The sequence below is a fragment of the Cupriavidus sp. UGS-1 genome (genome assembly GCF_021213615.1).
Lineage (GTDB): Bacteria > Pseudomonadota > Gammaproteobacteria > Burkholderiales > Burkholderiaceae > Cupriavidus.
In genome coordinates this window covers 299,173-325,175 of record NZ_JAJQJF010000002.1, presented here as the reverse complement: position 1 = coordinate 325,175, position 26,003 = coordinate 299,173, and the positions used below count along the sequence as shown (strand labels likewise).

The following is a 26,003-nucleotide window of genomic DNA, read 5'->3' as shown; positions in this document are numbered from 1 at the left end:
AGATGTCCAAGATGCCGATTCTCAAAGCCTCACGCGTGGGTGCGCGCTGGTTGTCGCTGGCCGCATTCGCCTTCGATGTCGGATCCGTGGCCGTCGCGTGGCTTCTGTGCTACGTGATCCGTTTCAATGGCATGCCGCCGGACGATTTCCGCGAAAGCGGATTGTTGGCGATCGCGTGGGTCGTGCCGGTGTACGCGGTGATGTTCCGCGTATTCGGCCTGTATCTCGGCATGTGGGTGTTTGCCAGCCTGCCGGATCTGTTCCGCATCGCCAAGGCGATCATCGCCGGTGCCATTGTCGTGACAGTCGCTTCCACGATGCTGCAGCCGTCGCCGCCGATTCCGCGATCAGTGCTGCTGCTGATGCCGGTGATGCTGTTCTTCATCATGGGCGGAAGCCGGGCCGCGTATCGCGCCACCAAGGAGTTCTACCGTTACGGTGGCTTGATCGGCCAAGGCAAGCCGGTGTTGCTGCTGGGGGCCGGGGAGGCCGGCGCCAGCCTGGCCCGGGAGTTGCGCCGATCGCCGCAATGGCGGCTGGTCGGCCTGCTCGATGACGACGAGCGCAAGCTCGGGCGGGAGATCCATGGCTACAAGGTGCTCGGCCGCATCAGCGATCTGAAGGAAGTGTCGGAGCGCCACAAGATCGAGCACGTGATCATCGCGATGCCGTCGGCCCCCGCTCCGATTCATCGGCGCGTGGCGCGCCTGTGCGTACGCGCCAACGTCCGTGCGCTGGTGCTGCCGGCGCTGACGCCGCTGACCCAGGGCCAGCCGTTCATGTCGCGCGTGCGGCAGATCGACCTGGAGGACCTGCTGGGCCGCGAAGAGGTGACCATCGACACGCCGCACATCGCGCAGTTGCTCGAGGGCAGGGCCGTCATGGTCACCGGCGCGGGAGGTTCGATCGGGTCGGAATTGTGCCGTCAGATTGCACGGTTCCATCCGGCTACCCTGATCGCCTACGAGATCTCCGAGTTCGCCAGTTATCGGCTGGCGGAGGAATTGCGCGAGCACTTCCCGCGGCTCAATGTGATTTCAGTGGTCGGGGACGTCAAGGACACGCTTCTGCTGGAGCAGACGATGCGGCGCTTCGCGCCCTACATCGTCTATCACGCTGCCGCGTACAAGCATGTTCCGATGATGGAGGAGCTCAACACCTGGCAGGCGGTGCGAAACAACACGCTGGGCACCTACCGGGTGGCGCGCGCGGCCATCGATCACGGCGTACGGCGCTTTGTGCTGATTTCCACCGACAAGGCCGTCAATCCGACCAACGTGATGGGTGCCTCCAAGCGCCTTGCGGAAATGGTTTGCCAGGCCCTGCAGCAGACGACCGCGACCACCCAGCTGGAAACCGTTCGTTTCGGCAACGTGCTCGGCAGCGCCGGCAGCGTGATTCCGAAATTCCAGCAGCAAATTGCGCGCGGCGGTCCCGTTACCGTCACGCACCCGGAAATCATCCGTTATTTCATGACGATTCCGGAGGCGGCCCAGCTGGTGCTGCAGGCGTCCAGCATGGGCGAGGGCGGGGAGATCTTCCTGCTCGACATGGGGCAACCGGTCAAGATCGCCGATCTGGCCCGCGACCTGATTCGCTTGTATGGCTTCGACGAGAACCAGATCCGGATCGTCTATACGGGCCTGCGGCCCGGCGAGAAGCTGTACGAAGAGTTGCTGATGGATGACGAGACCACGCGGCCGACGCCGCACGACAAGCTGCGGATCGCCCGGGCGCGCGAGGTGCCGGAGCATCTTCTCAGCGAGGTGCTGCCATGGCTGATGCAACGGCGCATCCCGTCCGACGACGAGGTGCGGCGCGACCTGCGCCGCTGGATCGTCGAATACACGCCGAGTGTGCGGCCGACACTGCAGCCGGTGCCCGAGCGGGCCTGGTCACGGACGGGCTGAACGCGCTACCCGCCTCGCGTGCCGGCGCCCGCGGCACGCAGGCGGCGGTGGCGTTAGCCGATATGCCACCCCTGGCGCCAAGGGCCGGCATTGTTCAGCGGGTCGCTGGCGCCCGCGATTGCCACGCGAAACGCCGTGCCGTGCAGTGGCGGGAGCGCGATAGAGAAACCGGTATGGCTGCTGCCATAGCCTGCGGCAGCGACATCCGGACGCGGCTCGCCAGTCGTTCCGGCCGCTACCATCTCGTTCCCGCTCCACACTTCGATGGAAACCGGTCGATCGGGGCGCGTCAGGTTGATCGCCCATCCGCTGACACTGTTCTCCCGTACCGCATCGACGAAGCCCTCGTAGATGTCAGCGGGGGCGGCGATGGATTGCTGGCTATGCTCGATATAGTCGCGGATCGGGGCAAGGTCGAAACTCTGCGCGATCTCCCGCAGCTTGCCCAGATGCGCGTGGTCGTAGCCGAAGATCATCGACGCATGCTCGTGCGGGTTCTCGACCTGGTTCAGTTCGGCCTGCACGGTCCGGACCAGGGCCAATGCCTTGTCGAACAGCTCGCCGCCGGCGGTCTTGTCGCGGTCGTTCGACTCGCGGACATCCTGATACAGCGCGTAGTCCCACGCATTGTCCGCGAGGAATTTTTCGCGCGCCGACTCGCTGAGCTGTTGCTTGCGGCTGCCCGAGATGTTGGTCACGTTGGTCTCAGCGTAGAAGGGCAGGCCAAAGCCTGTCCTTCCGCACAATCTCAATAGAAACGCACTCATGTCCTCGCACAGTCCGGCGACCGGGATATGGTGCCGCAGGTTATATCGGGCCAGGTCGAGGCTGTGCTCGTTCAATGCCGGATCGCCGCTGAGCATATGAACGTACAGATTTTTGCCGGCGTACGATCCGGCCACCCATTCGTCGAGCGAAATCTCGCCGCGCCGGACCATGGCTTCTACCGTCGATACGCTGGCGCCGCGTTCGACCTCGCCGTTCTTGCCATTGAAGGCATACCAGTAGTGCGAAATCTGCCGCGCCAGCGGATCGCGCAGAATGGTGCAATAGGCCAGCGGCCTTTTCAGGAACCGGTGCATGCCAAAGGAGTGATGGCCTCCGCCTACTCCCGTTTCCACCAATCTGCCCAAGCTGGTACGCCATTCCGGATCGCGATCCCATTCGAAATGAACAAACTGGCGTTCACCTCGATTCAGCTCGAAGAAGGAAATGACGGTGGAACCGCCGCTCTTGGGCGGATGAATGAAAAAGATGGGTGATTGCATGGCGGGCATCCACGGATTCGCGAAGGATTTATCCGCGACCGGTATTGGCGAATCTCGGCAAATCGGCAACGCCTTTCGTCATCGGCAGGCGTGGACGGACATTGGCTAGCGGGAAAGACGGCCGTCCAGGAACGCGGCGAGCACTTCGACGCATTCCTCGACCTTTGTGGTGGTGGTGTCGACGGTCAAGTCCGGGGCGACCGGAGGCTCATACGGTGCGCTGATGCCGGTGAATTGGGCAATGCTGCCGCTAGCGACCTTGCGATAGAGACCCTTGGGGTCGCGTTGCCGGCAGCGCTCCAGATCCGCGTGAACGTACACTTCGGCAAATCGGTCGGCACCGACGATCTGCCGCGCCGCTTCACGATCGCGCGCGGCAGGCGAGATCAACGAGGCCAGAACCAGCACACCTTGATCGTTCAGCAGCTTCGCCATATGCGCAGCGCGCCGGACATTGGCATGGCGCTCTTCTGCGGAAAATCCAAGATCGCTGGTCAGTCCGGCGCGCAGTTCGTCGCCGTCCACGCGCAAGGCAGTGATGCCACGGTCGTAGAGCCGCCGCTGCAGATTGCGCGCAAGCGTCGTCTTGCCGGCCCCGCTCAGACCGGTCAACCAGAGCGTGATCGGGTAGGAACGCGCGGGCGGAGGAGCATCGACCGCCTCGAGAGCGGACGATGGGGGAGCTTCTTTCGTCATCGTTGTATTGGCGCTGGCTGACCGGGATAAAACGGGCGAACCTGAGCAATGCGGACTGAGCGGATCGTTCTGCCAGCCGGAAAGTCAGGAGGTCGGATAAAACGCGCCGGACGGCCGCTCCATATTGCCGTGTTAATTGATGTGCAATGCAGATTTAAACAACTGCGTTGCAGAGGGACTCGATGCTGCTTATTTTCTGGACTCGAATGTTAGCACGCGAATATCAGGATTGAGGATTGACTCCGCTTTGATGCGCGCCCGCTATTTCGGATTGTTCGAGCAGCGGAAGCCAGGCAGCCGCAATCCGGTTTGCCTCGTAATATCTGGCCCGCTCGATCCCGAGGTGCGCCATGCGGGCCGTCATGTCCGGATCGGCGATGGTCCGACAAATCGCGTGCCCCAGCGCATCGGCGTCGTCAACGGGGACCAGCGCCGCGTGCGCCGCCGCTCCGAGTACCTCTCTCGGTCCCGTCTCGCAATCGGTCGCCACGACGGGCAGGCCATGGGCCATCGCCTCGATCAGTACCAGGCCGAAGCCTTCATAGCGGGACGACAGGCAGAACAACGATGCGCCGCGATACAGGTCGGACAAATCTCGGCGCGCAGGCAGTAGCCGAACGCTTGCCGACAAGCCGAGCTCGTTCCGCAAGGTCATCAGCGCATCGTGCAACTCCCCGTCGCCAACGATATCCAGCCGCCAATCCGGATGCTCGCGCGCGACTATCTTCCAGGCGTGCAACAGCACATCGAATCCCTTGGCATGCGTCAACCGCCCAACGGCGAGCGCGATCTTCGACGTTCTGTCCGATCGCTTCTCGGGCATCGCGAACGGCAACGCATTCGGAATCGCGACCACATTGCGTGCCCCCAGCGCTTGTTCCCATTTGTCCCGATCCCGCTGCGTCAGCACCACAATATGCTCGCAAGTCCGAACCGCGAGTCGCCGAGCGACCCGCCGCGCGCCCCGTCCGAGGTCCTGGTCGAAATTGCAGTGCTCCCACGCAATGCGGCGTACGCCGAGGCCCGCGCATGCCGGCAGCGTAAACAACGTCAGCATCGTATCGACCTCGATCAGCACATCGATTCGGTGCCGATTCAGATACCGTCGTATCCCTATAACGGTCGATACGAAGCGCTTCTTGAACGAAGGCCGCTGCGCAAACAGCGCCTCGTGCCGTACCCTGGGTTCGAGGTCGAAACAACTGGCGGCGTCCCACAGGCTCAGGATATGCACCGTGTAGCCGCGCCGCGCCAGCTCGTTGGCGATCACCGCCGTCATGCGTTCGGCGCCGGCGAACGCATTCAGCGTTCCGGTCAAAAAGCAGAGGGTAGGCCTAGTGCTCATGGGCTGCCGTCGCCGTTTGAAGGGCGGTAGACGACCGCCAACGCCACCACAGCGCCAATCCGATGATCACCGCGAAGCCGTTGGCGAGCGCATAGCCCGCAACCGCTCCCCAGATGCCGTAACGCGGTACCGCGATCAGGTCGAATACCAGGATCATCGCCAGCGTGCCGGCCCATTTGAGTGCAACCCATTCGGGCTTGCGCAGATACACCGGCAGCAAGGTAAGGCCAACATCGACGAACAGCAGCGCGGTGGCGAATGCCGCGACGCGCAGCAGCCCGATGGCGGCGCTGAATTGCTCGCCATAGAGCAGGTGAATGATCCAGTCCGCCGCGCCCGCGATTACCGCCGCTCCCGCGAAGCCGACCGCACCGAGCATCAGCGCAAGAAGGCCAACGTTGCGGCGGGCGAGGGCGGCGTCGGCTTGCCCGTAGACATAGACCGGCGCAGCGCCGGCGGCGATGATGGTGGCCGCCGCGGCGTAGTTGTCGAGGATCTGCATCGTCGCCGCATAGGCGCCGAAGTCTGCGAGCGGTACCAGCGGCTGCAGGATCAGCTGATCGACGCGGCGCGCGGCCATCATCATCATGAAGCTGGCCCAGAACAGCGTGCCGCCGCGCAGCAGTTGACCCGCCAGCGCGGAATCGACCGCGATGCGCCGGTGCGGCACGCGGCTCAGGTAGTAGCCGGCGAGCAGCAGCGCCAGCACCACCGCCTCGACCGCGAAGGCGCTGGCGAAGGCCGGTGCGGCGCGGCTGCCGGCGGTGAACAGCAGCGCCACCATGCCGGCCTTGATGGTCAGCGAAATCAGGCTGAACACGGTGGCCGGCCGGTTGTTGGTATGCGCCTGCATCCAGGCGCCGACCACGCCAAACGGTTCGCGCAGCAGGATGGCGATGCCGAGGAGCAGCGCCACGGCCCAGACCTCCGCGGCGGCGCCTGCCACGGCCAGATAGCCGCACATCAGCGCATAGCCGAGCAGGCCGCCAAACGCGCGCAGCACGAAGGCATGCGCGAGCAGGCGATGCTGGGCCGCGCTCGCCGCATCGGCAACCAGCCGCGGTACCACTACTTCGCTGCCGCAGATCAGCGCGACCGACGCGGCGATGGTGACCACGGCCTGGGCATACTGGAAATGCGCGAAGCCTTCGGGTCCCAGCGCGCGCGCCAGCATCGCGACGATCGCGATGCCGGTGACCACCTGCAGCCCGCGCTCGGTCAGCATCCACAGCAGGTTGCCGGCGACCCGTCTGCGCATCAGGCGGTTCCCATGCGTGAGTGGGCCTTTGCAGCGGCAAGCGCGGCGTAGCGCGCCAGCCATTGGTCCGCGATGGCCTCGAGGCCGAGCGAATCCGCGATATGGCGGTGCCTTGCCGCTTGCTGTGCGATGTCGCCGCGTCCGTCGCGCAGGGCGCGAGCGAGGGCGGCTGCCAGCGCGTCGGCATCGCCGCGCGGTACGACCTGGCCAAAGCGGTCGACCATCTGCGCGACACCGGCCGCATCGGTCGCCACCACGGGGCAGCCGCAGGCCATCGCTTCGCCGACGACCAGCGGCATGCCCTCGATATCGGACGACAGCGCAAACACGTCCGCCGCATTGAGCAGGGCCGGGATATCGGCGCGCGTGCCGAGCAGACGGACGTAGTCGCCGATCGAGAGGGCATCAATGCGGCGTTCCAGCGCGGCGCGTTCGGGGCCGTCGCCCGCGATCAGCAGTTGTGCGGAGGCAAGCGACGACGGCAGGCGGGCAAATGCCTCCAGCAGCAAAGCCTGGTTCTTCTCGGGGACGAGTCGTCCGACATGAAGCAGCAGCGGTGTGGCCGCATCGAGGCCCAGCGCCGCGCGCGTCTGCGCCCGCGCCGTGCCATCGGGCCGGAACCGTGCGGTATCGATGCCGTTGGGCAGCACCACGATGCGCCCCGCCTGCACTGCACCAGCCGTGATCATTCTTTCCCGGCCCTCGGCGCTGACATGCGTCGTCAGGCCGGCCCAGCGATCGGTCAGCCGATAGGCCAGCATGCGCGCCATGCCGCCCTCGCGTGCGCTGTGCGCAGTGCAGACGAGCGGCGGCATGGTGCGCGCCGAGCCGGTCGCGACCAAGGCGCGGCCGAACAGGTTGGCATGGACCATGTGCGCGTGGATGACGTCCGGCCGCCAGTGTTGGATGAAACGGCGCATCTGCCGCAGCGCCCGCGCCATCGACCACGGCGACTTGCGCATGGCGAGGTTCAGCGTCTCGATGCCGGGCGGCAGTGCCACCTCGCATCCCGGCGTCAGGCTGACCACCGCTACCCCGTGGCCCAGTGCATCGAAGCGGCGCGCGAGCGCGGCGACCTGCTGCTCTGCGCCGCCAAGGCGCAGGCCGGTGGTCAGCAGCAGAATGCGCATCGGCGAGCGCGGTAACTGCGGCAGTTCCATGGAGGAGGAGGTCGACGCGAACGGCAATGCCGTCGAACCAAACGATCCGGGCGCATTCGCCGACAGGCCACGCACCGGCGCCACGCCGCGCTCATGCGCCTGCATCACCGCGCCCCATACCCAGTCAGCAACGTCCGCACCGTCTTCACCGCCACCAGCAGATCGAGCGCGAAGCTGCAATGCTTCACGTAGTACAGGTCGTAGCTGAGCTTGGTGACCGTTTCCTCGTGCGTGCCCGCATAGCCCTGCTGCACCTGCGCCCAGCCCGACAGGCCTGGGCGCACCAGATGCCGGTACGGGTAGTAGGGGATCGTGTCGGCAAAGCGCTCGACCATCGGCACCTGCTCGGGACGCGGCCCGATCAGGCTCATGTCGCCGGTCAGCACGTTCCACAGCTGCGGGATCTCGTCGAGCCGGTATTTGCGGATCACGCGGCCGACGCGGGTCACGCGCGGGTCGCGCCGGGCGGCGAAGCGGGCTGCGTCCTGCGGCGCGGCTTCCATGCTGCGGAACTTGAGCATCGTGAATGGCTTGCCCAGCAGGCCGACCCGTACCTGCCGGAACAGCGCGGGGCCGGGCGAATCGAGCCGGATAGCCACCGCAACGGCAAGGGCCGCGGGCAGCGCCAACGGGGCCAGGCACAGCACCGTGGCGACATCGATCAGGCGCTTCAGATAGCCGTAGAAATAGTGCGCGGCATGATCGTCGAGGAAGTTCTCGTCGATATGGTCGAGCCCCAGCCGGCCGGTCAGCATCTCGCCGACGCGCTCGACCGAGTAGATCCGCACGTGGCTCATCTTGTAGCGCGCCAGCAGCCGCGTGCGCTCGGGATCGGCGGCGGCGCTGCGATCGAGCATCAGGCCGTCGCAGTGCACCGCCTCTTCGATCGAGGCAATCGGCTCGAAGCGGGTACGTCCCGGCGGCAGCGCGCCGGGCATCGCCAGCAGCTGCTGCAGCTGCGCGAGGGCCGCGGGGTCGGTGTAGCCGAACACCGGCACGTAGTTCTGCACATAGCGCCGGTAGCCGGCCCAGATCCACGCCAGCGTGGTCAGGTAGCCGAGCAGCAGCGCGCCGCGCGAGTAGGGGATCTGGAAGGCGGCGAAGGCGAACAGCAGCGCGACGAAGGGCAGGGTTGCCGCGAGGCCGACCAGGCTGTTGCCTTCCATCGCTGGCAGATGCAGCGAGCGGTGCAGCAGCACGAAGGCCAGCAGATACGGGACGATCGACCACAGCAGCGTGCGCGGGAACACGTGGGTGACGTAGCCCGCCTGGTGCGCGGCTTCGGCCAGTCCCATGTTCAGCGCGAAAGGCAGCAGGCCGAGCAGGGCCCAGCCGAGCATACGGCTGGCGCGGCGCATCGTTTCGGAGCCGCGGGCGCGGATGGCCAGCGGTACGCGGGCTTGGCGGGCGGTGCCCGATGCCTTGTCCATGCGCATTCCCTCAGGCCCTGTCCCGCGCGAGCGGCACGTTGGCCGGCGCGGCAGCCGGCAGATTCTCGCGGTAGGTCGACCAGGTCGCATCGGCCATTGCGGTCACGCCATAGTGCAGCGCCCAGCGTTCGCGTGCGGCCGTGCCCAGCGACGTCCGCAGCGTGGCATCGCCGGCCAGGCGCGCCAGCGCGTCGGCCAAGGCCGGCACGCTGCCGGGCGCGCACAGCAAGCCGCAGCGTCCGTCGTCGAGCTGCTCGCGAATGCCGGGCAGATCGGTGGCGACGACCGGCAGACCGGCGCGCATCGCCTCCAGAATGGACAGCGGAAAGCCCTCGTGGTCGGAGGCCAGCACGAAGGCCTGCGCCGATGCCAGCAGCGCGGGCACGTCGGCGACATTGCCGCTGAACACCACGCGGCCGGGGGTGAGGCGTTCGGCCAGCGCCCGCATCGCCGGCAGTAGCGGGCCATCGCCGGCGATCACCAGCTCGCAACCGGCCAGCGCGCCATCGCCATGGGCCAGCTCGGCGAAGGCGCGGATCAGCAGATCGGCCCGTTTGGGGGCGGCGAAGCGTGCAACCATCACGATGCGATGCATCGGCGCGCCAGGCTGGGCGCGCGCCGGCACATCGGCAATGCCGTTGTGGATCACGGAGATCCGCCGCGCCGGCAGGGGCAGGCCACGTGCCAGTTCGCGCTCGGCCTGGGCGACGCAGATCAGCCGTGCGGTCAGCGGGGCCAGCAGCCATTCGGCGGCGCGGGCGGCGATCCGCTGCCGGCGCGGTGCGGCCGGCTTGAAGCCGAAGCCGTGCACGGTATAGACGACGGGGATGCCAAGCAGCCAACCGGCGATGCGGCCCAGCGCGCCGGCCTTGGCACTGTGCGCGTGGATCAGGTCCGGATCGGCCTGGCGCAGCGCCTGGATCAGTTCGCGCAGCGCGGCGAACGCGCGCAGCGGAGACAGCGCGTTGTCGAGCAGGGACAGCCGGACCGTGCGCGCCCCGAGCGCTGCCGCGGTCGGCAGCAGCGGACCGTCGCCGCCGGCCAGCACGATCGCTTCCACCCGGTTGCCCAGCGCCTCCAGCAGCGTGGCCACATGGGCCTGCGCGCCGCCGATCTCCGAATTGGTGATCAGGTAGGCGATGCGGGGCCGCCGTGCCTGTTCCCGATCCCCCGGCAGCGCGGGGGCAGACAAGGGCTGGGACTCGGACAAACGCTGGGACCGGCGCAGGGACCAGCGCGCCGGAGAATGGGGAAACGAGCGCGGCGACAAGGGCACGGTGGCAGGAGGGCGCGATATCGGAATGGCGGCGGGAATGGCGGCGGGCGGCGCAGCAAATCGTGGGTGCGATGGCGTGTGTCAGGACACCGAACTGCCCGGCCGAACCGATTATAACTGCCGTGCCTGATCGCAATCCGGCAAAATACAGGTTTTGGCGCGCCGTTCTGGGCACATGGCGGGGCATACGAACTGTCCGGCTCCAGGCCCTCGGTGGGGCGCCCGCTCCCTTCACTTCCAGGAAGCTGCATGCAAATCGATTCCTCCATCTTCAAGGCTTACGACATCCGCGGCATCGTCGGCAAGACCCTGACTCGCGATGTCGCCCGTGCCATTGGCCTGTCCTTTGGTTCCGCTGCGGCCGAGGCCGGCGAGACCGCGGTCGTCGTCGGCCGTGACGGGCGCCTGTCCGGGCCGGAACTGCTGTCGGCATTGGTCGAGGGCCTGCGCGCCGCCGGCATGGATGTGATCGACCTCGGCATGGTCGCCACGCCGATGGTGTACTTCGGCACCAATGTCGAGCTGGCCGGCCGCCGCGCGACCTCGGGCATCATGGTCACCGGCAGCCATAATCCGCCCGACTACAACGGCTTCAAGATGGTGCTGGCCGGCAAGGCCATCTATGGCGAGCAGATCCAGGGCCTGCGCGAGCGCATCGTCGCCGAACGCTTCGCCAGCGGTGCCGGCGACTATCAGCAGGTCGACATCCGACAGCAGTACCTGGACCGCATCGCCAGCGACGTCAAGCTGGCGCGGCCGATGAAGATCGCGCTCGATGCCGGCAACGGCGTGGCCGGCGCCTTCGTCGGCGACCTGTTCCGCGCGCTCGGCTGCGAAGTGACCGAGCTGTTCTGCGACGTCGACGGCAACTTCCCGAACCACCATCCGGATCCCGCGCATCTGGAGAACCTGCAGGATCTGATGCGCTGCCTGCGCGAGACCGACAACGAGCTGGGCCTGGCCTTCGACGGCGATGGCGACCGGCTCGGCGTGGTCACCAAGGATGGCCAGGTCATCTTCCCGGACCGTCAGCTGATGCTGTTCGCGCAGGAGATCCTGTCGCGCCATCCGGGCCAGCAGATCATCTACGACGTCAAGTGCACCGGCAAGCTGGCGCCGTGGATTCGCGAGCATGGCGGCGAGCCGCTGATGTGGAAGACGGGCCATTCGCTGGTCAAGGCCAAGCTGAAGGAAACCGGCGCGCCGATCGCCGGCGAGATGAGCGGCCACGTGTTCTTCAAGGACCGCTGGTATGGCTTCGACGATGGCCTCTACACTGGCGCACGCCTGCTGGAGATCCTGTCGCGCCACGACGATCCGAGCGCCGTGCTGAACGCGCTGCCCAATTCGATCTGCACGCCGGAGCTGCAATTGAAATGCGCGGAAGGCGAGCCCTTCACGCTGCTCGACAGGATCCGCGCCAATGCGAAGTTCGAAGGCGCGCGCGAGGTCATCACGATCGACGGCGTTCGTGTCGAATATCCCGACGGTTTCGGGCTGGCCCGTCCGTCGAACACCACGCCGGTGGTGGTGATGCGCTTCGAGGCCGATAACGACGCCGCGCTGGCCCGCATCCAGGCGGAATTCAAGCGCGTGATCCTGGCCGAGAAGCCGGATGCCCAGCTGCCGTTCTGAGCGGATGCCGGTCGATCCGGCAGTACCGTTGCAGGACAGCGCCGCCCCCGAGGCGATCGAGGCCGCCGGCATGCCGCGCCCGCTGGGCGTGCGCATGCCGGAGCGGCCGCGCATCCTGGTGGTCAAGGTGTCCTCTCTCGGCGACGTCGTGCACAACATGCCGCTGATCCACGATCTGCGCGCGCGCTGGCCTGATTGCGAGATCGACTGGGTCGTCGAGGAGGGCTATGTCGAGCTGGTGCGGCTGCTGCCGCAGGTGCGGCGCGTGATTCCGTTCGCGCTGCGGCGCTGGCGCAAGGGCCTGTTCTCCGGCGCGGTGTGGAGCGAGCTGGCGGCCTTCCGCCGCGCGCTGCGCGAGGACGCCTACGACGCGGTGATCGAGACGCAGGGGCTGCTGAAGACCGCGGTGGTCTCCCGCATCGCGCGCCGGAATGCGGGCGCGCCGGTGATCGGCCTGGCCAATGCGACGCAGGGCTCGGGCTACGAGCCGGCCTCGCGGCTGTTCTACACCGATCCGATCCAGGTCCCGCTGCAGACCCATTCGGTGCGCCGTTCGCGCCTGCTCGGCGCCGCGCTGACCGGCGTCGCGCCGGCCGAGCCGCCGCGCTTCTTCGGCGACGAGGCGCGCGTGCTGCATGCCAACGATCCGCTGTGGTCCGATCTGCCGACGCGCTACGCGGTCTGCTTCCATGCGACCGCCGGCGCGAAGAAGCGCTGGCCGCTGGAACACTGGCATGAGCTGGGCCGGCGCCTGTTCGCCGAGGGGCTGGCGGTGATGCTGCCTTGGGGCAACGAGGCCGAGCGGCAGGCCGCCGAGCGCATCGCCGCCGGCGTGCCGGGCTCGCGCGTGCTGCCGCGCTTTACGGTGATGCAGGGCTTCGGCCTGATCAATCGCGCCGAACTGGTGGTCGGCGTCGACACGGGGCTGGTGCATATCGCCGCGGCGCTGTGCCGGCCGACCGTGGAAATCTATACCGCGACCTGGCGCTGGAAGACCGAGGGCTATTGGTCGGCGCGCATCGCCAATGTCGGCGACGACGGCGAGGCGCCGACGGTCGAGGAGGTCCATGCGGCGGCGCGCCGCGTGCGTGGGCTCGGACGGGAAGGCTGATGCTGTTGCGTGTTCTGTACAACCTGGCCTGGGGTTTGATCCTGCCGACGGCGCTGGCGCGGCTGGCGTGGCGCGCGCGCAAGGAGCCCGGCTATCTGCGGCATGTCGGCGAACGCCTCGGGCGCTACGAGGGGCTGCCGACGCAGGGCCCATGGCTCTGGGTCCATGCGGTCTCGGTCGGCGAGACGCGCGCCGCGCAGCCGTTGATCGCGCGGCTGCTGGCCGCCTATCCGGGCCATCGCATCGTGCTGACGCATATGACGCCGACCGGCCGGCAGACCGGCGCCGAGCTGTTCGGCGCAGAGATGGCCACCGATCCGCCGCGGCTGGTGCAGTGCTACCTCCCTTACGACGTGCCGGCGCTGGTGCGGCGTTTCCTGGCGCATTTCCGGCCGGAGGCCGGCATGCTGATGGAGACCGAGGTGTGGCCGAACCTGGTGCGCGGCGCGCGGCTGGCCGGCGTGCCGCTGTACCTGGTCAATGCGCGGCTGTCGCCGCGCAGCTTTCGCCGTACCGCCCGCTTCGGCCGCGCCGCGGCGGCGATGTATGCCGACTTCACCGAGGTACTGGCGCAGACCCAGGGCGATGCCGAACGCTTCCGTGCACTCGGCGTGGCGGCGGTACGCATGACCGGCAACCTGAAGTTCGACATGCAGCCATCGGCCGAGCAGATCGAGCGCGGACAGCGGCTGCGCCGGGCCTTTGGCACGCGGCCGGTATTGGCCGCGGCGAGCACGCGCGAGGGTGAGGAAGCGATGCTGCTCGATGCGCTGTCGCGCTGGCGCAAGCTGTGCGGCGACGTGTGGGGGCAGGGCGCCGACACGGCGCGTCCGCCGGCGCTGCTGCTGGTGCCGCGCCACCCGCAACGCTTCGATGCGGTGGCGGCGATGGTCACGCAGACCGGCTTCACGCTGCAGCGCCGCAGCGCGCTGGGCGAGGACGGGCTCGATCGGCCCATCGACGCGGACGTGCTGCTGGGCGATTCGATGGGCGAGATGGCCATGTATTTTGCGGCATCGGATGTCGCCTTTATCGGCGGCAGCCTGTTGCCGCTCGGTGGCCAGAATCTGATCGAGGCCTGCGCGGTCGGCACGCCGGTGCTGATCGGCCCGCATACGTTCAACTTCGCGCAGGCCACCGACGATGCGATCGCCGCCGGTGCCTGCCTGCGCGTCGACAGCGCCGAACAGCTGATGCATACGGCCGCGGTGCTGCTGTCGGACCGCGAACGGCTGTCGCGCATGCGGACGCAGGCGCGGGCCTTTGCCGGCGAGCACCGTGGCGCCACCGCCCGCACCGTCGAGGCGCTGGTGCCGGCGCTGCCGGCGCCGGCCCAGGCTCCGGCGACCCAGGTCGGCCAAGGGACCGATGGATCGGCCGCGGCGCACAGCGAAGGCTCTCGCTGACCGCCGCCCCGTCAAACCGATTGCGTACACTTGCCAGGCGCCCCGTGTGGGCGCGTCCGGCATTCTCTTTGCTTCGGGACGCATCATCGTCGTCGATACGTCCCGCCAACCCGAGGAGCGAACCGATGTCCCTGTCCTTCCGCATGGGTACCGCCGCCGCGGCAGCAACGCTGCTTGGCGCGGCGATGACCGGCTGTGCCACCGCGCCGGCCCCCGATTCGCCATCGGCCACGCCGACGCTGAGCGAGACCCGGCCCGGCGGTCCGAGCCGCTGGGAGCTGGTGCGCTGGCAGATGCCGGACGGCTCGCTGAAACAGATTCCGCATGGCGACAACGGCGAGCCGGTGCTGTTCGAGTTCAACGCCGGCATCGACGCGGCGCAGGGCACGGTGACTGGCAACGCCGGCTGCAACCGGATGACCGGCAGCTATGGCAAGACCGACAGCGGCATGCGCTTCGATCGCGTCGCCACCACGCGCCGCGCCTGCCCGCCGCCGCTGATGGAGGTCGAGAACAGCCTGCTCAAGGCGATGCAGTCGCCGTTCACGACGGTCGGCACGCAACCGTCGGCCGGGTCGACCGGGCGCCAGATCATCTGGAAGACCGCCGATGGCGATCTGCTGCATTTCGTGGAGCGCGAGGGCGTCGGCCGGCGCGGCGACCGGCTCGATGACCAGCAGGCCAAGGCCGCGCCGGGCGTCGAGAAGATTGTCTATATCGACTCGCAGCGGGTCGAATGCACGGGCGTTGGCAAGCAGACCTGCTATCGCTTCCGCGACGATCCCAATGGCGCCTGGCAGCTGTGGTACGGACCCATCGAAGGGCTCGACTTCGAGCCGGGCATCGCCTACACGCTGCGCGTGCGCGAGTACCGCGTGCCCAATCCGCCGGCCGATGCATCGGCGATCCGGTGGGAGCTGCTGGAGGTGCAGCGGCGTACGCGGGTCAATTGACGGGAAGCTGGTTTTACCGTGGTCTCCGCTCTCCCGCGCGCGGGAGAGGCCGGGGGAGGGGCAGCAGCACCCGAAATGTCGCCTAACGCGGCAACCAGCTCCACGCCGGCCGCTGCAGGTCGCCAAGGCCCGCCACCTGCGTCTGCCCCAGCGCCTTCTCCAGCACGATCGCCTGGCTGTCCGGCTGCTGCTCCAGCGCCGCGATCAGCCGCGCCGCATGCGAGACCACGATGACCTGCGAGCGTTGCGCGGCCTTGCCGATCATGCGGCCCAGCGCGGGCAGCAGGTCGGCATGCAGGCTGGTTTCCGGTTCGTTGAGCACCAGCAGCGCCGGCGGTCGCGGCGTATGCAGCGCCGCGGCTAGCAGCAGATAGCGCAGCGTGCCGTCGGACAGCTCGGCGGCGCGCAGCGGCCGCAGCATGCTGGGCTGCCACAGCAGCAGCTCGAAACGGCCGTCCTGCGCGGCGATCTCGATGCGCGAGCCCGGGAAGGCATCGTCGATGCATTCGTTCAACGCGTCACGGTCGCCGATTTCGCGGATCGTCTGCAGCGCCGCGGCCAGGTCCCGTCCGTCGTCCGACAGCACCGGCGTATGCGTGCCGACCTGAGGCTGGCGTGCCAGCGCATCGGCATCGGTACGGAAATGATCGTAGAAGCGCCATGAGCGGACCTGCTCGCGCACCGTCAGCATCTCCGGTGTGCTGCGGCGGTCCGCATATTCGGTCAGCATGCTGTCGAAGCCGCGCAGGGGCAGCGGCAGGCTTTGCCAGCGTCCCTTGTCGTCGCGCGCCCGCACGCCCGCGCCGCGCCGGTCGACCAGCAATGACGAAGGATGGGCCGCCTCGCCATGCCAGATGGTTTCGCGCTTGATGTCCGGGTCCAGCGTGAACATCGAATCGATTGCCTGCCGCAGCCCGAGTTCGATCGCATAGCCGAACTCATCGGAGGCAAAGCCAAGTCGCAGCGATACCGGATGCTGGCGCACCGTCCCCTGCACCGGCTGCTCGCCGCGCAGCATCGCGCGGGACACCGTCTCCGGCCCGGCCCACAGCGTCGATTGCATGCCGCCTTCGCGCGCCAGCGCCGCCACCACGCCACCTTGCGCGGTTGCCGCCAGCAGGCGCAGCGCGCGATACAGATTCGATTTGCCGGTCCCGTTCTGGCCGCTGACCACATTGAGCGGCCCCAGCGGCATCACCAGCTCCCGGATGGAGCGGTAGTTGGCGATGGCGAGCGTCGTGATCATGCCGGCCGGCTACGCTGCGGCACGAGGCCTGACGGATCGGCTCAGCCGCGCCTTGCCGTCCGCGCCGGCTTGGACGCGGGCGCCGCGGCCTTCGCCGGCTCGGGCAGCTTGTACATCGAGCCCGGCGGCAGGGTCAGCAGCGTGTTGATCTGCACCAGGTCGTCTTCGCTGAGCGAGCCGGTGGCGGCCTTCAGGCGCAGGCCGTTCATGATGGCGTCGTAGCGGGCCCGGGCCAGGTCGCGGCGGGTCGAGAACAGTTGCGCCTCGGCGTTCAGCACGTCGATGTTGATGCGCACGCCGACCTCGTAGCCGAGCCGGTTCGACTCGACCGCGGTCTGCGCCGAGCGCTCGGCCGCTTCCAGCGCGCGCACCTGGGCCAGTCCGTTCGATACGCCGGAGAAGGTCTGCCGCGCATTCTGCGCCGCGGTGCGGCGCGCGAATTCGAGATCGCTGGCGGCACGGTCGGCCAGCGCCAGCGTTTCGCGCGCACGCGACTGGATCTGGCCGCCGGCGTAGATCGGAATGGTCAGCTGCACGCCGATCTGCGCGCTGTTGTAGCGGCTGGCGACGTTGATCTGCTGCTGCACCAGGCCCGATGAATCCTGATAGCCGTACGAGGCGACCAGATCGACCGAGGGCAGGTGGCCGGCGCGCGCCTTGTTGTATTCGCGCTGCGCGGTCTCGAGGTTGTAGCGGGCCAGGCTGACCTGCGGGTTGGTCTGTTCGGCCTGCTGCGCCCACAGGTTGACGTCGGCCGGCTGGGGGCCGGGGATGTCGGCGGCGGGGCGCAGGCCCATCAGCTCGTCGACCGGCCTGCCGGTGATCTGCTGCAGCGTCGCGCGCCGGACCTCGAGCTCGTTCTGCGCGGCGATTTCGGTCGAGACGGCGAGGTCATAGCGGGCCTGCGCGTCGTTGGTATCGGTGATCGTCGCGGTGCCGACCTCGAAATTGCGCTTGGCCTGCTCGAGCTGCTCGGCGATCGCGCGCTTCTGCGCGCCGGCCAGATACAGGTTGTCCTGCGCGGCCAGCACGTCGAAGTAGGCCTGGGACGTGCGCGTGATCAGGTCCAGCTGCGCCTGGCTGAAGGTGACTTCCCCCGCCAGCGCAGCCAGTTCGCCCTGCTTGTAGGTTTCCCAGCGGTCCCAGCGGAACAGCGGCTGCGTCAGCTGCAGCGCCCAGTTCTTGTTGTTCAGGAAGCGGTTGGCGTCGATCGGCGCGCTCTGGTCGATCTTGGTGCGGGTAACGCCGGCCACGCCGTTGATTTGCGGCAGCAGGCCGGCGCGGCCCTGCGGCAGCCGTTCCTGCGAGGCGGCAAGCTGGGCGCGCGCGCTGGCGAACTGGGCGTCGTTGGACTGCGCCTCGCGATAGACCTGCAGCAGGTCGGCCGCGCTGGCAGGCAACGGCAGCAGGGCGGCCAGGCACAGCGCCAGCGCCACGCCGGAGACGGCGCGCGATGGACCGAGCGCAAGGCCATCGACCCGACCCTCCGACAAACCCTTCGACACTCCATTCGACGCAACAGCATGCGCGGCACTCCGCGCGGGACACAGCGCAAACCTCATGACGTCTCCAGCTTGTCGGACGCGGCGCGGCCGACGGTTAGCGTCCGCTCAGTACTTCGGCATCGCGGGATCGACCTGTTCGGCCCAGGCATGCACCCCGCCGCTCAGGTTGTAGACCTTGCCGAAGCCATGTTGCCGCTCCAGGAAGTTGGCCACCTGCATGCTGCGGCCGCCGTGATGGCAGACGCAGACGACTTCGGCGTCCGGGTCCAGCTCGGCGGCGCGCGCGACGATCTGGCCCATCGGGATATGCGTGATGCCGGGCAGCGCGCAGGTCTGGACTTCCCAGTCCTCGCGCACGTCGAGCAGCACCGGCTTGGCGCGGTTGGCGTCGCCCAGCCATTGGGACAACTCGGTGGCGGTAATCTGCTGCATGGTGGTTTCCGGTTCAGAACTGGAAGCGCGACGGCGGCTTGATGCCGGTCAGCGGGGCGACCGCGGTCTCGAACAGATTGACGGTCTGGTATTCGGTGTCCGACACGCGCGTGATCAGCTGCGCCTCCATCACCGGCAGCGTGCCGACGAAGGCGGCGATGCGGCCGCCGACCTTGATCTGCGACAGCATCGCCTCGGGCACCGCCGGCAGCGAGCCGGAGATGCAGATCACGTCGTAGGGGGCGCCGGCGGGCCAGCCGTCGGCGGCATTGCCCTCGGCGACCTCGACGTTGACGATGCCGGCCTTGGCCAGGTTCTCGCGCGCCAGCGCGGCCAGTTCGGGGCGGATGTCCACGGTCAGCACGTGGCGGGCGCGATGGGCCAGCAGCGCGGCCATGTAGCCGGAACCGGCGCCGATCTCCAGCACGTTCTCGTGCTTGCGCACGCCCAGTTCCTGCAGCACGCGGGCCTCGACGCGCGGTGCCAGCATGTTCTGGCCGCCCGGCAGCGGGATTTCCGTATCGACGAAGGCCAGCGCCTGGTACGCCGCGGGCACGAACTGCTCGCGCTTGACCACGGCCAGCAGGTCGAGGATTTCCTGATCCAGCACGTCCCAGGGCCGGATCTGCTGTTCGATCATGTTGAATCGGGCTTTTTCGAGGTCCATCTTGCCTTCCTTGCTATGCCAACCGCTATCTGTTTCGTATTCCGGCCGCGCGGTGCCAGGGGCCGGGGAATTCCGTCAAACCCGACATTTTAACTCCCCGGCGTGACGCCGGGGCATCCGACCGGAGCGGGGGCGGGGCGCCTGGCGCCGGTGCGTCGGATCGTCATTCCGCGCTCGCGGGCCGGCGCGAGGCCGGCAGGGCAGCGTCCGCCGACGGGTCCTGACCCGCGGGAGCCGCCGCTCCGGCTTCGCCCTGGGGTACGTCCCCCGCCGCCTTGCCCCGCCAGCGCCGGGCCAGCCAGCCGCCAAAGTCGTCCAGGTAGGTGTAAATCACCGGCACCACCACCAGCGTCAGGATCGACGAGGTGATGATGCCGCCGATCACCGTCTGTCCCATCGGGGCGCGCTGCTCGGCGCCTTCGCCGAGGCTGAAGGCCAGCGGCACCATGCCGAAGATCATCGCCAGCGTGGTCATCAGGATCGGGCGCAGCCGCACGCGGGCCGCCTCGACCAGCGCCGCCTCGCGCGACAGCGGTGCCTTGCCGTGCTCGCCGCGCCGCGCCTGATTGGCGAAGTCGACCAGCAGGATCGCGTTCTTGGTCACCAGGCCCATCAGCATGATGAAGCCGATGATCGAGAACATGTTCAGCGTCGAGCCGAACAGCAGCAGCGCCGCGAACACGCCGATCAGCGTCAGCGGCAGCGACGTCATGATGGCGACCGGCTGGAAGAAGCTGGCGAACTGCGAGGCGAGGATCATGTAGATGAAGATCACCGCCAGCGCGAGCGCCGACACCGCATAGCCGAACGATTCGTTCATCGACTTGGTCGAGCCGCCGAAGCGGTACTTGTAGCCGACCGGCCACGTCATGCCGTCGAGCGCGTGCTGGATGTCGCGCGCGACCTCGCCCTGCGACCGTCCGGCCGTATTGGCCGTCAGTTCGACCTCGCGGTTCAGGTCGCGCCGGCTGATCTGATTGGCCCCGGTGGTCGGCACCAGCTCGGCGATCTGGCGCAGCGGCACCATCCGCGGCGAGCCGTCGGGGTTGGTCTGCGTGCTGGCGATCATCAGCGCCGACAGGTCCGCCATGCCGGTGCGCGCGTCCTTCGGCAGCCGCACGCGGACGTCGTAGTTCTCGTCGTCCGGCGCGCGCCAGCTGCTGATCGCATCGCCGGCCAGCAGCGGCCGCAGCGCATTGCCGATCTGCGTGATGCCGATGCCCAGGTCCGAGGCTAGCTCGCGGCGGATCCGCACCTCGACGGTGGGACGGTCGTCCTTCATGCTGGAATCGAGATCGACCAGCCCGGGGATCGCCCGCATCCGGCGCGATGCCTCCTTCGACAGCCGCTTCAGTTCGCCCAGGTCGTCGCCCTGCAGCGAGACCTGGATCGCCTTCTGCCCGCCGGCGCCATCGGGCATGCCGACCATCGTCAGCGTGATGCCGGCGATGCGGTTCATCCGCTCGCGGATCAAGGGATTGAGCTGCGTGGTGGTCCGCTCGCGCTGCTTGCGGTCGACCAGCCGCACCGACACCAGCGCGTTGTTGCGGCCCGAAGTGTTGCCGGCATTGATGGTCGCGTAGGTGTAGGCGACCTCGGGGAATTCGCGCAGCGCGGCCTCGACCTGCCGCACCTTGGCCTCGGTGACCTCGAGCGCGGTGCCGACCGGCGTGGTGAAGCCGATCTGCGTCTCGCCGAGGTCGGCGTTCGGTACGAACTCGGTGCCGATCAGCGGCACCAGCGCGAAGCTGCCGAAGAAGGTCGCCACGGCGATCAGCGCGGTCGCCAGCCGGTGCTTCAGCGCCCAGCCCAGCATTGCGCCATAGCCGTGGCCGAGCGCGTCCATCCGCGCCGAGAACCAGTCCAGCAGCCGGCCGATGCTGCGGCCGTACCAGCTGCGCTTGTTGCCGGTGCCGTGCAGGTCCGGGTCGTGCCAGACCGACGACAGCATCGGGTCCAGCGTGAACGACACGAACATCGAGATCATCACCGCGGCGACCACGGTGATGCCGAACTGATGGAAGAAGCGGCCGATGATGCCGCCCATGAAGCCGACCGGCAGGAACACCGCGACGATCGAGAACGTCGTCGCCAGCACCGCCAGGCCGATCTCCTCGGTGCCGTCCAGCGCCGCGGCGCGGTGGTTCTTGCCCATCAGGTTGTGCCGCACGATGTTCTCGCGCACCACGATGGCATCGTCGATCAGCAGGCCGACGCACAGCGACAGCGCCATCAGCGTGATCACGTTCAGCGTGAAGCCGAACAGGTACATCACGCCGAAGGTGCCGATCAGCGCGATCGGCAGCGTCAGCCCGGTGATCACCGTGCTGCGCCACGAGCCGAGGAACAGGAAGACGATCGCCACCGTCAGGAACGCACCCTCGAGCAGCGTCGAGCGGACCTCGTCGACGCTGCGGCGGATGCCGCGCGCGCTGTCGTTGATCACGGTCAGCTGCACGCCGGCCGGCACCAGCTTGCGCACCTCGTCGGTCATGCGCACCAGGCCGTCGACCGTATCGACGGTGTTCTGCCCCTGTGCCTTGACCACCGACAGGAACAGCGCGCGCTTGCCGCCGAGCAGGGCCAGGCTTTCCTGTTCCTGTTCGCCGTCGCGGACCTCGGCCACCTGCTCGAGCGTGACCGGCTGATTGCCCCGGCGCGCGACGATGATCTGCCTGAACGCGGCCGGATCCACCACACGGCCCTTGATCTGCACCACGGTCTCGGTCGCCGACGAACGCAGCTCGCCCGCGGGCAGCTCCTGGTTCTCGTTGCGGATCGCGGTCATCACCTGGTCGACACCGATGCCCAGCGCCTCCAACTGCGCCGGGCGAATCCGGATCTCGATCTCGCGCTTGGTGCCGCCGACGATGCTGATCGCGCCGACGCCGCGCACCGTCTCCAGCCGTTTGCGCACGATCTGGTCCGCGATGGTGGTCAGTTCGCGCTGGCTGCGCGCGGAGCCGGGCGCGTTCGAGACCGACAGATGGAAGATCGGCGCGTCCGACGGGTCGTAGCGCAGCACGCGCGGTTCCTCGACCTCGTCGCGGAACTGCGGCCGGATCAGCGCGATCTTGTCGCGCACGTCCTGGGCGGCCTGCGCCACGTCGACCGACAGGTCGAACTTGATCACGACGACCGAGGTGCCCTGGTACGAGTGCGAGAAGATCTCGTCGATGCCCGAAATCGTATTGACGATCTCCTCGACCTTGCGCGTGACATCGGACTCGACCGACTCGGGCGGCGCGCCCGGATATTCGGTCTGCACCACGACGATCGGGAAGGTGATGTCCGGGAACTGGTCGACCGGCAGCCGCTGGTACGAAAACAGCCCGATCACGATGAAGGCCATCATCATCATCGTGGCCATCACCGGGTTGCGGATCGACAGACGCGTGAACCACATATCGGGCGCTCCGCTCGTTCAGGCCTTGACCAGGCGAACCTGACTGCCGACCCGCAAGGTGCCGAGGTTGCTGCGCACGACCTGCGCGCCGCTCGTCAGGCCGCCGGCGATCTCGACCAGCCCGGTGCTGTCGTCGCGGATGCCAAGCTGCACCGGCCGCTCGGCCAGCACGCCGTTCTCGATCACATAGACGAAGGCCCGCTCGCCCTCGGTTCGTACCGCGGTGATCGGCACCGACACCACGCCGGCGCGCTGGCCGAGAACCAGTCCGCCCTGCGCAAACATGCCGGCGCGCAGCCGGTGCTCGGGATTGTCGACGCGCACGTAGACCATGATGCTGCGCGTGCCCTGCGTGACGGCCGGGTTGATCCGCACCAGCTTGCCCTCGAAGCGGCCCGCGCCCTCGACCTCAAGCTGGACCGGCTGGCCGATCGCCACGCGGCCGACATCGGCCATCGGCACCGGCGCCTCCAGTTCGAGGACGCGCAGGTCGACCACCTCCAGCAGCGCGGTGTCCGGTGACACCTTCTCGCCCGGCTGCACCGAGCGCACGGCGACCATGCCGTCCAGCGGCGACTTGACCACGGTGTCGGTCAGCGCCTTCTGCGCGACCGCCAGCCCGCCCTCGGCCGCATCGAGATTGGCCTTGGCCACGTCGAGCTCGGACTGGAACTTGTCGAAGGCGGTCTTCGAGATGAAGCCGCGTCCGACCAGATCGCGATTGCGCTCGTATGTCTGGCGCGCGTTCTCGTACTGCCCGCGCTGGGCCAGCATCTGCCCGCGCGCCTGCGTGACCTTGGCCTGGTATTCGGTCGGATCGATGCGCACGATCACCTGGCCCGCGCGCACCGGTTCGCCTTCGCGCACCAGCACGTCGCGGACCTCGCCCGAGACCTTGGCCTTGACCGCGGCCTGGTTCAGCGCGCGCAGGCTGCCCGACAGCGGCAGCGTCACGCGCAGGTCGTGCGCCGCGGCGGCGACCACGTCGGCCTGCAGCAGCTCGATCACGTTGGCCGCCGGGGCAGGGGCCACCGCTGCAGGGGGCTGCTTGCTGCCGCTGGCCTTGCGCACCATCGCGCCGGCGCCAACCAGCACGGCCAGGCCCAACACCGCGAGCAGCAGCTTGTTACGCGAAATCTTCATCGTCAGGGGCGCGGCCGGTCCGGCGGCGTTTCGGTTTCGGTTCGGGAGTGGCCGCCGGGGTGGGGCGGCCGTTTGCCCGCACTGCACGCACGGGGTGGCGCACGGTATCGTGCGGCGATCCGTCGACGCGAGCGTCGCCTTGCAGACGGGCTTGTTCCTGCATCTCGTCGCGGATCTGTTCCCAGACGTAGGGACCGGCCTGCGGCGGCAGCGGCGTATCGCGCGCGGCGCCGGCGGTCAGGCCGAACAGCAGCACCTGCAGCAGGTTGTCCAGAAACGCCTCCGGATCGATGTCGACGTCCGAGCCGATGCGGAACGCGCGCTGCCACAGCATCAGGAAAACCAGCGGCGCGCAGATCAGCGTGGTGGTCGGGTTGGCCGGCAGCGAGCGGAACTCGCCGCGGGCGACGCCACGCGCCAGCACGCGCGCGAACAGCTCGTCGCCGGGCACCATCACCTCCTCGTGGTAGAAGCGCGCGATATCGGGGAAGTTGGCCGATTCCGCCATGATCAGCTTGGTCAGGCCGGCCACCGGCGTCGCGCCGATCAGTCCCCACCAGCCGCGCAGCAGCTCGCGCAGCAGCTCCGGGGTCGAACCCTCGTAGGTGTCCACCAGATCGGTGCCGCGCACCAGCGCCGGCACCAGGTTCTCGCGCACCACGGTCTTGAACAGTTCCTTCTTGTTGGCGAAGTACAGATAGACCGTGCCCTTCGATACCCCGGCCGCCGCGGCGACGTCTTCCAGCCGCGTGGCCGCGTAGCCGCGCTCGACAAACAGTTCGAGCGCCGCCGCCACCAGCTCCTGCGGACGGGCGGATTTGCGGCGCGACCAGCGCCGCGCTTCGGGGGCGCCGTCGTTGGGCCCGGTGTTGGCACCAGCGGTGGCGTCGAGGCGTCGGACTTGGGGTGGATTCACTGCAGGGGAGCGCCGCGCCAGGACGGGCGGCGAAATAAATAACCGATGGGTCAGTAATGTAGTGTGCACGCCCGGGAGCGGTCAAGCGCGGCGCCCGGATGTGGGCCGGAACACAGGCCGCGGCCGGGCGGTGGTGCACAATGGCTGCTTTGGCGCCGGGCGATCGCCCCCGCCATGCCGTTCTGAACCATTGCGATGTCCTGCCAGTCTGACGTTTCCTGCCGTGCCGGTTGCGGCGCCTGCTGTATCGCGCCGTCGATCGCCTCGCCGCTGCCGGGCATGCCGCGGGGCAAGCCGGCCGGCGTACCATGCGCGCAGTTGCTGCCCGACATGCGCTGCGCCGTGTTCGGCCGCCCAGATCGGCCTGCCTTCTGTGGCGGCCTGCGGCCCTCGGCCGAGATGTGCGGCGAATCGCGCGAGGCGGCGCTGCACTGGCTGACGCAACTTGAGGTCGCGACCGCGCCGGCATTGGCCCGCGGCGCCTGACCGAACCTGGAGAACAGTGGATGGCCATGATTTCTCGCCGGCGCTGGCTGGCGGCCTGCGGCACCGCCGCGCTGACCGTGTCGCTCGCCTGGCTGGCCGGTTGCGGCTGGGTCGGCAACGAATACACCTTTTCGCAGAGCCAGCTACAGTCCGCGCTCGAGCGCAAGTTTCCGTTCAGCCAGCGCTACATGCAGCTGTTCGACATCCAGCTGGCCAACCCGCAACTGGTGCTCGATCCGCAGCGCAATCGCGTCAGCATCGCGTTCGACGCCACGCTGGACAACCGGCTGTTCTTCCGCGAGGCGATGAAGGGACGCTTTGCCCTCGACAGCGCGCTGCGCTACGACCCGGCGACGAAGTCCGTGGTGCTGCAGGATCCCGAGGTCAAGCAGTTCGACGTGGCCGGGCTGCCGCAGCAGTACTCGCGTCAGCTGAACGCACTCGGCGGCATTCTGGCCGAGCAGCTGCTGCAGGACTATCCGCTCTATACGTTCAAGCCCGACGAGCTCAAGTTCGGCGGCTCGCGTGTCGAGCCCGGTACAATCACCGTGCTGCCGGACGGCATCAACGTCAAGATCAACCGGCAGTAGCAGCAAGAACAATATTCGATGCGGGGCCGGCGTTCGCCCGGCCTTCGCGGGGCGGCATGGTCGTGCCGCCCTGGGTCGTCCCCTGGAATCGACGCTGTCAACAACGCTATCAACGCGTGCCCGTGTGGCTGCGCCAATGCGCCGGCCGGCGGGCGCCTTGTCCC

At 68.2% G+C, this 26,003-nt stretch carries 21 protein-coding genes; 7 read left to right on the top strand and 14 right to left on the bottom strand.

Going from position 1 to position 26,003, the window contains the following annotated elements:
- Window positions 1-2 precede the first annotated feature (2 nt).
- A complete protein-coding gene (locus LRR16_RS04050; protein WP_006575863.1) occupies window positions 3-1,910 on the top strand; it encodes a nucleoside-diphosphate sugar epimerase/dehydratase in 1,908 nt (635 codons plus the stop codon).
- Between the two features lie 53 nt (window positions 1,911-1,963).
- Here LRR16_RS04050 and LRR16_RS04045 read toward each other — a convergent pair whose 3' ends face one another.
- From LRR16_RS04045 to LRR16_RS04015, 7 genes are all read right to left on the bottom strand, one after another.
- Window positions 1,964-3,178, bottom strand: a complete 1,215-nt coding sequence (locus LRR16_RS04045) for a chondroitin 4-O-sulfotransferase (protein WP_232204862.1) — start codon at window positions 3,176-3,178, stop codon at window positions 1,964-1,966.
- A 105-nt stretch (window positions 3,179-3,283) separates the two neighbouring features.
- The gene (gene cysC, locus LRR16_RS04040) at window positions 3,284-3,874 is read right to left on the bottom strand and encodes an adenylyl-sulfate kinase (protein WP_023264920.1); all 591 of its coding nucleotides are present in this window, start codon (window positions 3,872-3,874) and stop codon (window positions 3,284-3,286) included.
- A gap of 223 nt (window positions 3,875-4,097) precedes the next feature.
- Entirely contained in the window at window positions 4,098-5,192 is a 1,095-nt protein-coding gene (locus LRR16_RS04035) for a glycosyltransferase family 4 protein (protein ID WP_370646752.1), read from the bottom strand.
- A 16-nt stretch (window positions 5,193-5,208) separates the two neighbouring features.
- Window positions 5,209-6,477, bottom strand: a complete 1,269-nt coding sequence (locus LRR16_RS04030) for a lipopolysaccharide biosynthesis protein (RefSeq protein WP_232204860.1) — start codon at window positions 6,475-6,477, stop codon at window positions 5,209-5,211.
- On the bottom strand, window positions 6,477-7,637 hold the full coding sequence (locus LRR16_RS04025) for a glycosyltransferase (protein WP_232204859.1): 1,161 nt from the start codon (window positions 7,635-7,637) through the stop codon (window positions 6,477-6,479). The genes LRR16_RS04030 and LRR16_RS04025 overlap by 1 nt, the downstream gene beginning before the upstream one ends.
- 104 nt (window positions 7,638-7,741) lie before the next feature.
- A complete protein-coding gene (locus LRR16_RS04020) occupies window positions 7,742-9,067 on the bottom strand; it encodes an exopolysaccharide biosynthesis polyprenyl glycosylphosphotransferase (protein WP_232204858.1) in 1,326 nt (441 codons plus the stop codon).
- Between the two features lie 10 nt (window positions 9,068-9,077).
- The gene (locus LRR16_RS04015; RefSeq protein WP_232204857.1) at window positions 9,078-10,259 is read right to left on the bottom strand and encodes a glycosyltransferase family 4 protein; all 1,182 of its coding nucleotides are present in this window, start codon (window positions 10,257-10,259) and stop codon (window positions 9,078-9,080) included.
- A 333-nt stretch (window positions 10,260-10,592) separates the two neighbouring features.
- On the opposite strand from LRR16_RS04015, the gene LRR16_RS04010 reads away from it, so the two are divergent.
- From LRR16_RS04010 to LRR16_RS03995, 4 genes are all read left to right on the top strand, one after another.
- Complete coding sequence (locus LRR16_RS04010; RefSeq protein WP_006575856.1) at window positions 10,593-11,978, top strand: phosphomannomutase/phosphoglucomutase; 1,386 nt, start codon at window positions 10,593-10,595, stop codon at window positions 11,976-11,978.
- A complete protein-coding gene (waaC, locus tag LRR16_RS04005) occupies window positions 11,959-13,089 on the top strand; it encodes a lipopolysaccharide heptosyltransferase I (RefSeq protein ID WP_370646751.1) in 1,131 nt (376 codons plus the stop codon). Before LRR16_RS04010 ends, waaC begins: the two co-directional genes overlap by 20 nt.
- Before the next feature lie 2 nt (window positions 13,090-13,091).
- Window positions 13,092-14,495, top strand: coding sequence for a lipid IV(A) 3-deoxy-D-manno-octulosonic acid transferase (gene waaA, locus LRR16_RS04000; protein ID WP_232204955.1), 1,404 nt, complete (start codon window positions 13,092-13,094; stop codon window positions 14,493-14,495).
- Between the two features lie 125 nt (window positions 14,496-14,620).
- Entirely contained in the window at window positions 14,621-15,448 is an 828-nt protein-coding gene (locus LRR16_RS03995) for an META and DUF4377 domain-containing protein (RefSeq protein ID WP_232204856.1), read from the top strand.
- 82 nt (window positions 15,449-15,530) lie between these two features.
- On the opposite strand, the gene LRR16_RS03990 is transcribed toward LRR16_RS03995, so the two are convergent.
- The 7 genes from LRR16_RS03990 to LRR16_RS03960 all read right to left on the bottom strand — a co-directional run bounded on the left by LRR16_RS03990 (window position 15,531) and on the right by LRR16_RS03960 (window position 24,763).
- Window positions 15,531-16,694 carry an AAA family ATPase gene (locus LRR16_RS03990; protein ID WP_232204855.1) on the bottom strand — a complete coding sequence of 388 codons (1,164 nt, stop codon included), beginning with the start codon at window positions 16,692-16,694 and terminating at the stop codon, window positions 15,531-15,533.
- A 41-nt stretch (window positions 16,695-16,735) separates the two neighbouring features.
- Window positions 16,736-18,187 carry a TolC family outer membrane protein gene (locus LRR16_RS03985; RefSeq protein ID WP_370646750.1) on the bottom strand — a complete coding sequence of 484 codons (1,452 nt, stop codon included), beginning with the start codon at window positions 18,185-18,187 and terminating at the stop codon, window positions 16,736-16,738.
- 117 nt (window positions 18,188-18,304) lie between these two features.
- The gene (locus LRR16_RS03980; RefSeq protein WP_006579501.1) at window positions 18,305-18,631 is read right to left on the bottom strand and encodes a rhodanese-like domain-containing protein; all 327 of its coding nucleotides are present in this window, start codon (window positions 18,629-18,631) and stop codon (window positions 18,305-18,307) included.
- Window positions 18,632-18,644: 13 nt separating this feature from the next.
- Window positions 18,645-19,298: a protein-L-isoaspartate O-methyltransferase gene (locus tag LRR16_RS03975; RefSeq protein WP_006579502.1), complete on the bottom strand. Its 654-nt coding sequence runs from the start codon at window positions 19,296-19,298 to the stop codon at window positions 18,645-18,647.
- A gap of 163 nt (window positions 19,299-19,461) precedes the next feature.
- Window positions 19,462-22,704 (bottom strand): efflux RND transporter permease subunit, encoded by a 3,243-nt coding sequence (locus LRR16_RS03970; RefSeq protein WP_232204854.1) that lies wholly within the window; start codon window positions 22,702-22,704, stop codon window positions 19,462-19,464.
- An 18-nt stretch (window positions 22,705-22,722) separates the two neighbouring features.
- Complete coding sequence (locus tag LRR16_RS03965; RefSeq protein ID WP_232204853.1) at window positions 22,723-23,847, bottom strand: efflux RND transporter periplasmic adaptor subunit; 1,125 nt, start codon at window positions 23,845-23,847, stop codon at window positions 22,723-22,725.
- Window positions 23,831-24,763, bottom strand: coding sequence for a TetR/AcrR family transcriptional regulator (locus LRR16_RS03960; protein ID WP_231906235.1), 933 nt, complete (start codon window positions 24,761-24,763; stop codon window positions 23,831-23,833). The genes LRR16_RS03965 and LRR16_RS03960 overlap by 17 nt, the downstream gene beginning before the upstream one ends.
- Window positions 24,764-24,958: 195 nt before the next feature.
- Here LRR16_RS03960 and LRR16_RS03955 point away from each other — a divergent pair, with 195 nt between their 5' ends.
- Both LRR16_RS03955 and LRR16_RS03950 read left to right on the top strand, forming a co-directional pair.
- Window positions 24,959-25,249 carry a YkgJ family cysteine cluster protein gene (locus LRR16_RS03955; protein WP_232204852.1) on the top strand — a complete coding sequence of 97 codons (291 nt, stop codon included), beginning with the start codon at window positions 24,959-24,961 and terminating at the stop codon, window positions 25,247-25,249.
- A gap of 20 nt (window positions 25,250-25,269) precedes the next feature.
- Complete coding sequence (locus LRR16_RS03950; protein ID WP_232204851.1) at window positions 25,270-25,839, top strand: DUF1439 domain-containing protein; 570 nt, start codon at window positions 25,270-25,272, stop codon at window positions 25,837-25,839.
- Window positions 25,840-26,003: the final 164 nt, after the last annotated feature.

Excerpts from the sequence above, each read along its gene's own strand:
- LRR16_RS03975 (WP_006579502.1), bottom strand. The coding sequence starts at position 19,298 with ATGGACCTCGAAAAAGCCCGATTCAACATGATCGAACAGCAGATCCGG.
- LRR16_RS04020 (WP_232204858.1), bottom strand. The coding sequence starts at position 9,067 with ATGGACAAGGCATCGGGCACCGCCCGCCAAGCCCGCGTACCGCTGGCC.
- LRR16_RS04010 (WP_006575856.1), top strand. The coding sequence starts at position 10,593 with ATGCAAATCGATTCCTCCATCTTCAAGGCTTACGACATCCGCGGCATC.
- LRR16_RS03970 (WP_232204854.1), bottom strand. The coding sequence starts at position 22,704 with ATGTGGTTCACGCGTCTGTCGATCCGCAACCCGGTGATGGCCACGATG.
- LRR16_RS03955 (WP_232204852.1), top strand. The coding sequence starts at position 24,959 with ATGTCCTGCCAGTCTGACGTTTCCTGCCGTGCCGGTTGCGGCGCCTGC.
- LRR16_RS03980 (WP_006579501.1), bottom strand. The coding sequence starts at position 18,631 with ATGCAGCAGATTACCGCCACCGAGTTGTCCCAATGGCTGGGCGACGCC.
- LRR16_RS03965 (WP_232204853.1), bottom strand. The coding sequence starts at position 23,847 with ATGAAGATTTCGCGTAACAAGCTGCTGCTCGCGGTGTTGGGCCTGGCC.
- LRR16_RS04050 (WP_006575863.1), top strand. The coding sequence starts at position 3 with ATGTCCAAGATGCCGATTCTCAAAGCCTCACGCGTGGGTGCGCGCTGG.
- cysC (WP_023264920.1), bottom strand. The coding sequence starts at position 3,874 with ATGACGAAAGAAGCTCCCCCATCGTCCGCTCTCGAGGCGGTCGATGCT.
- LRR16_RS03950 (WP_232204851.1), top strand. The coding sequence starts at position 25,270 with ATGGCCATGATTTCTCGCCGGCGCTGGCTGGCGGCCTGCGGCACCGCC.
- LRR16_RS04025 (WP_232204859.1), bottom strand. The coding sequence starts at position 7,637 with ATGGAACTGCCGCAGTTACCGCGCTCGCCGATGCGCATTCTGCTGCTG.
- LRR16_RS04030 (WP_232204860.1), bottom strand. The coding sequence starts at position 6,477 with ATGCGCAGACGGGTCGCCGGCAACCTGCTGTGGATGCTGACCGAGCGC.
- LRR16_RS04045 (WP_232204862.1), bottom strand. The coding sequence starts at position 3,178 with ATGCAATCACCCATCTTTTTCATTCATCCGCCCAAGAGCGGCGGTTCC.
- LRR16_RS03990 (WP_232204855.1), bottom strand. The coding sequence starts at position 16,694 with ATGATCACGACGCTCGCCATCGCCAACTACCGCTCCATCCGGGAGCTG.
- waaC (WP_370646751.1), top strand. The coding sequence starts at position 11,959 with ATGCCCAGCTGCCGTTCTGAGCGGATGCCGGTCGATCCGGCAGTACCG.
- LRR16_RS03995 (WP_232204856.1), top strand. The coding sequence starts at position 14,621 with ATGTCCCTGTCCTTCCGCATGGGTACCGCCGCCGCGGCAGCAACGCTG.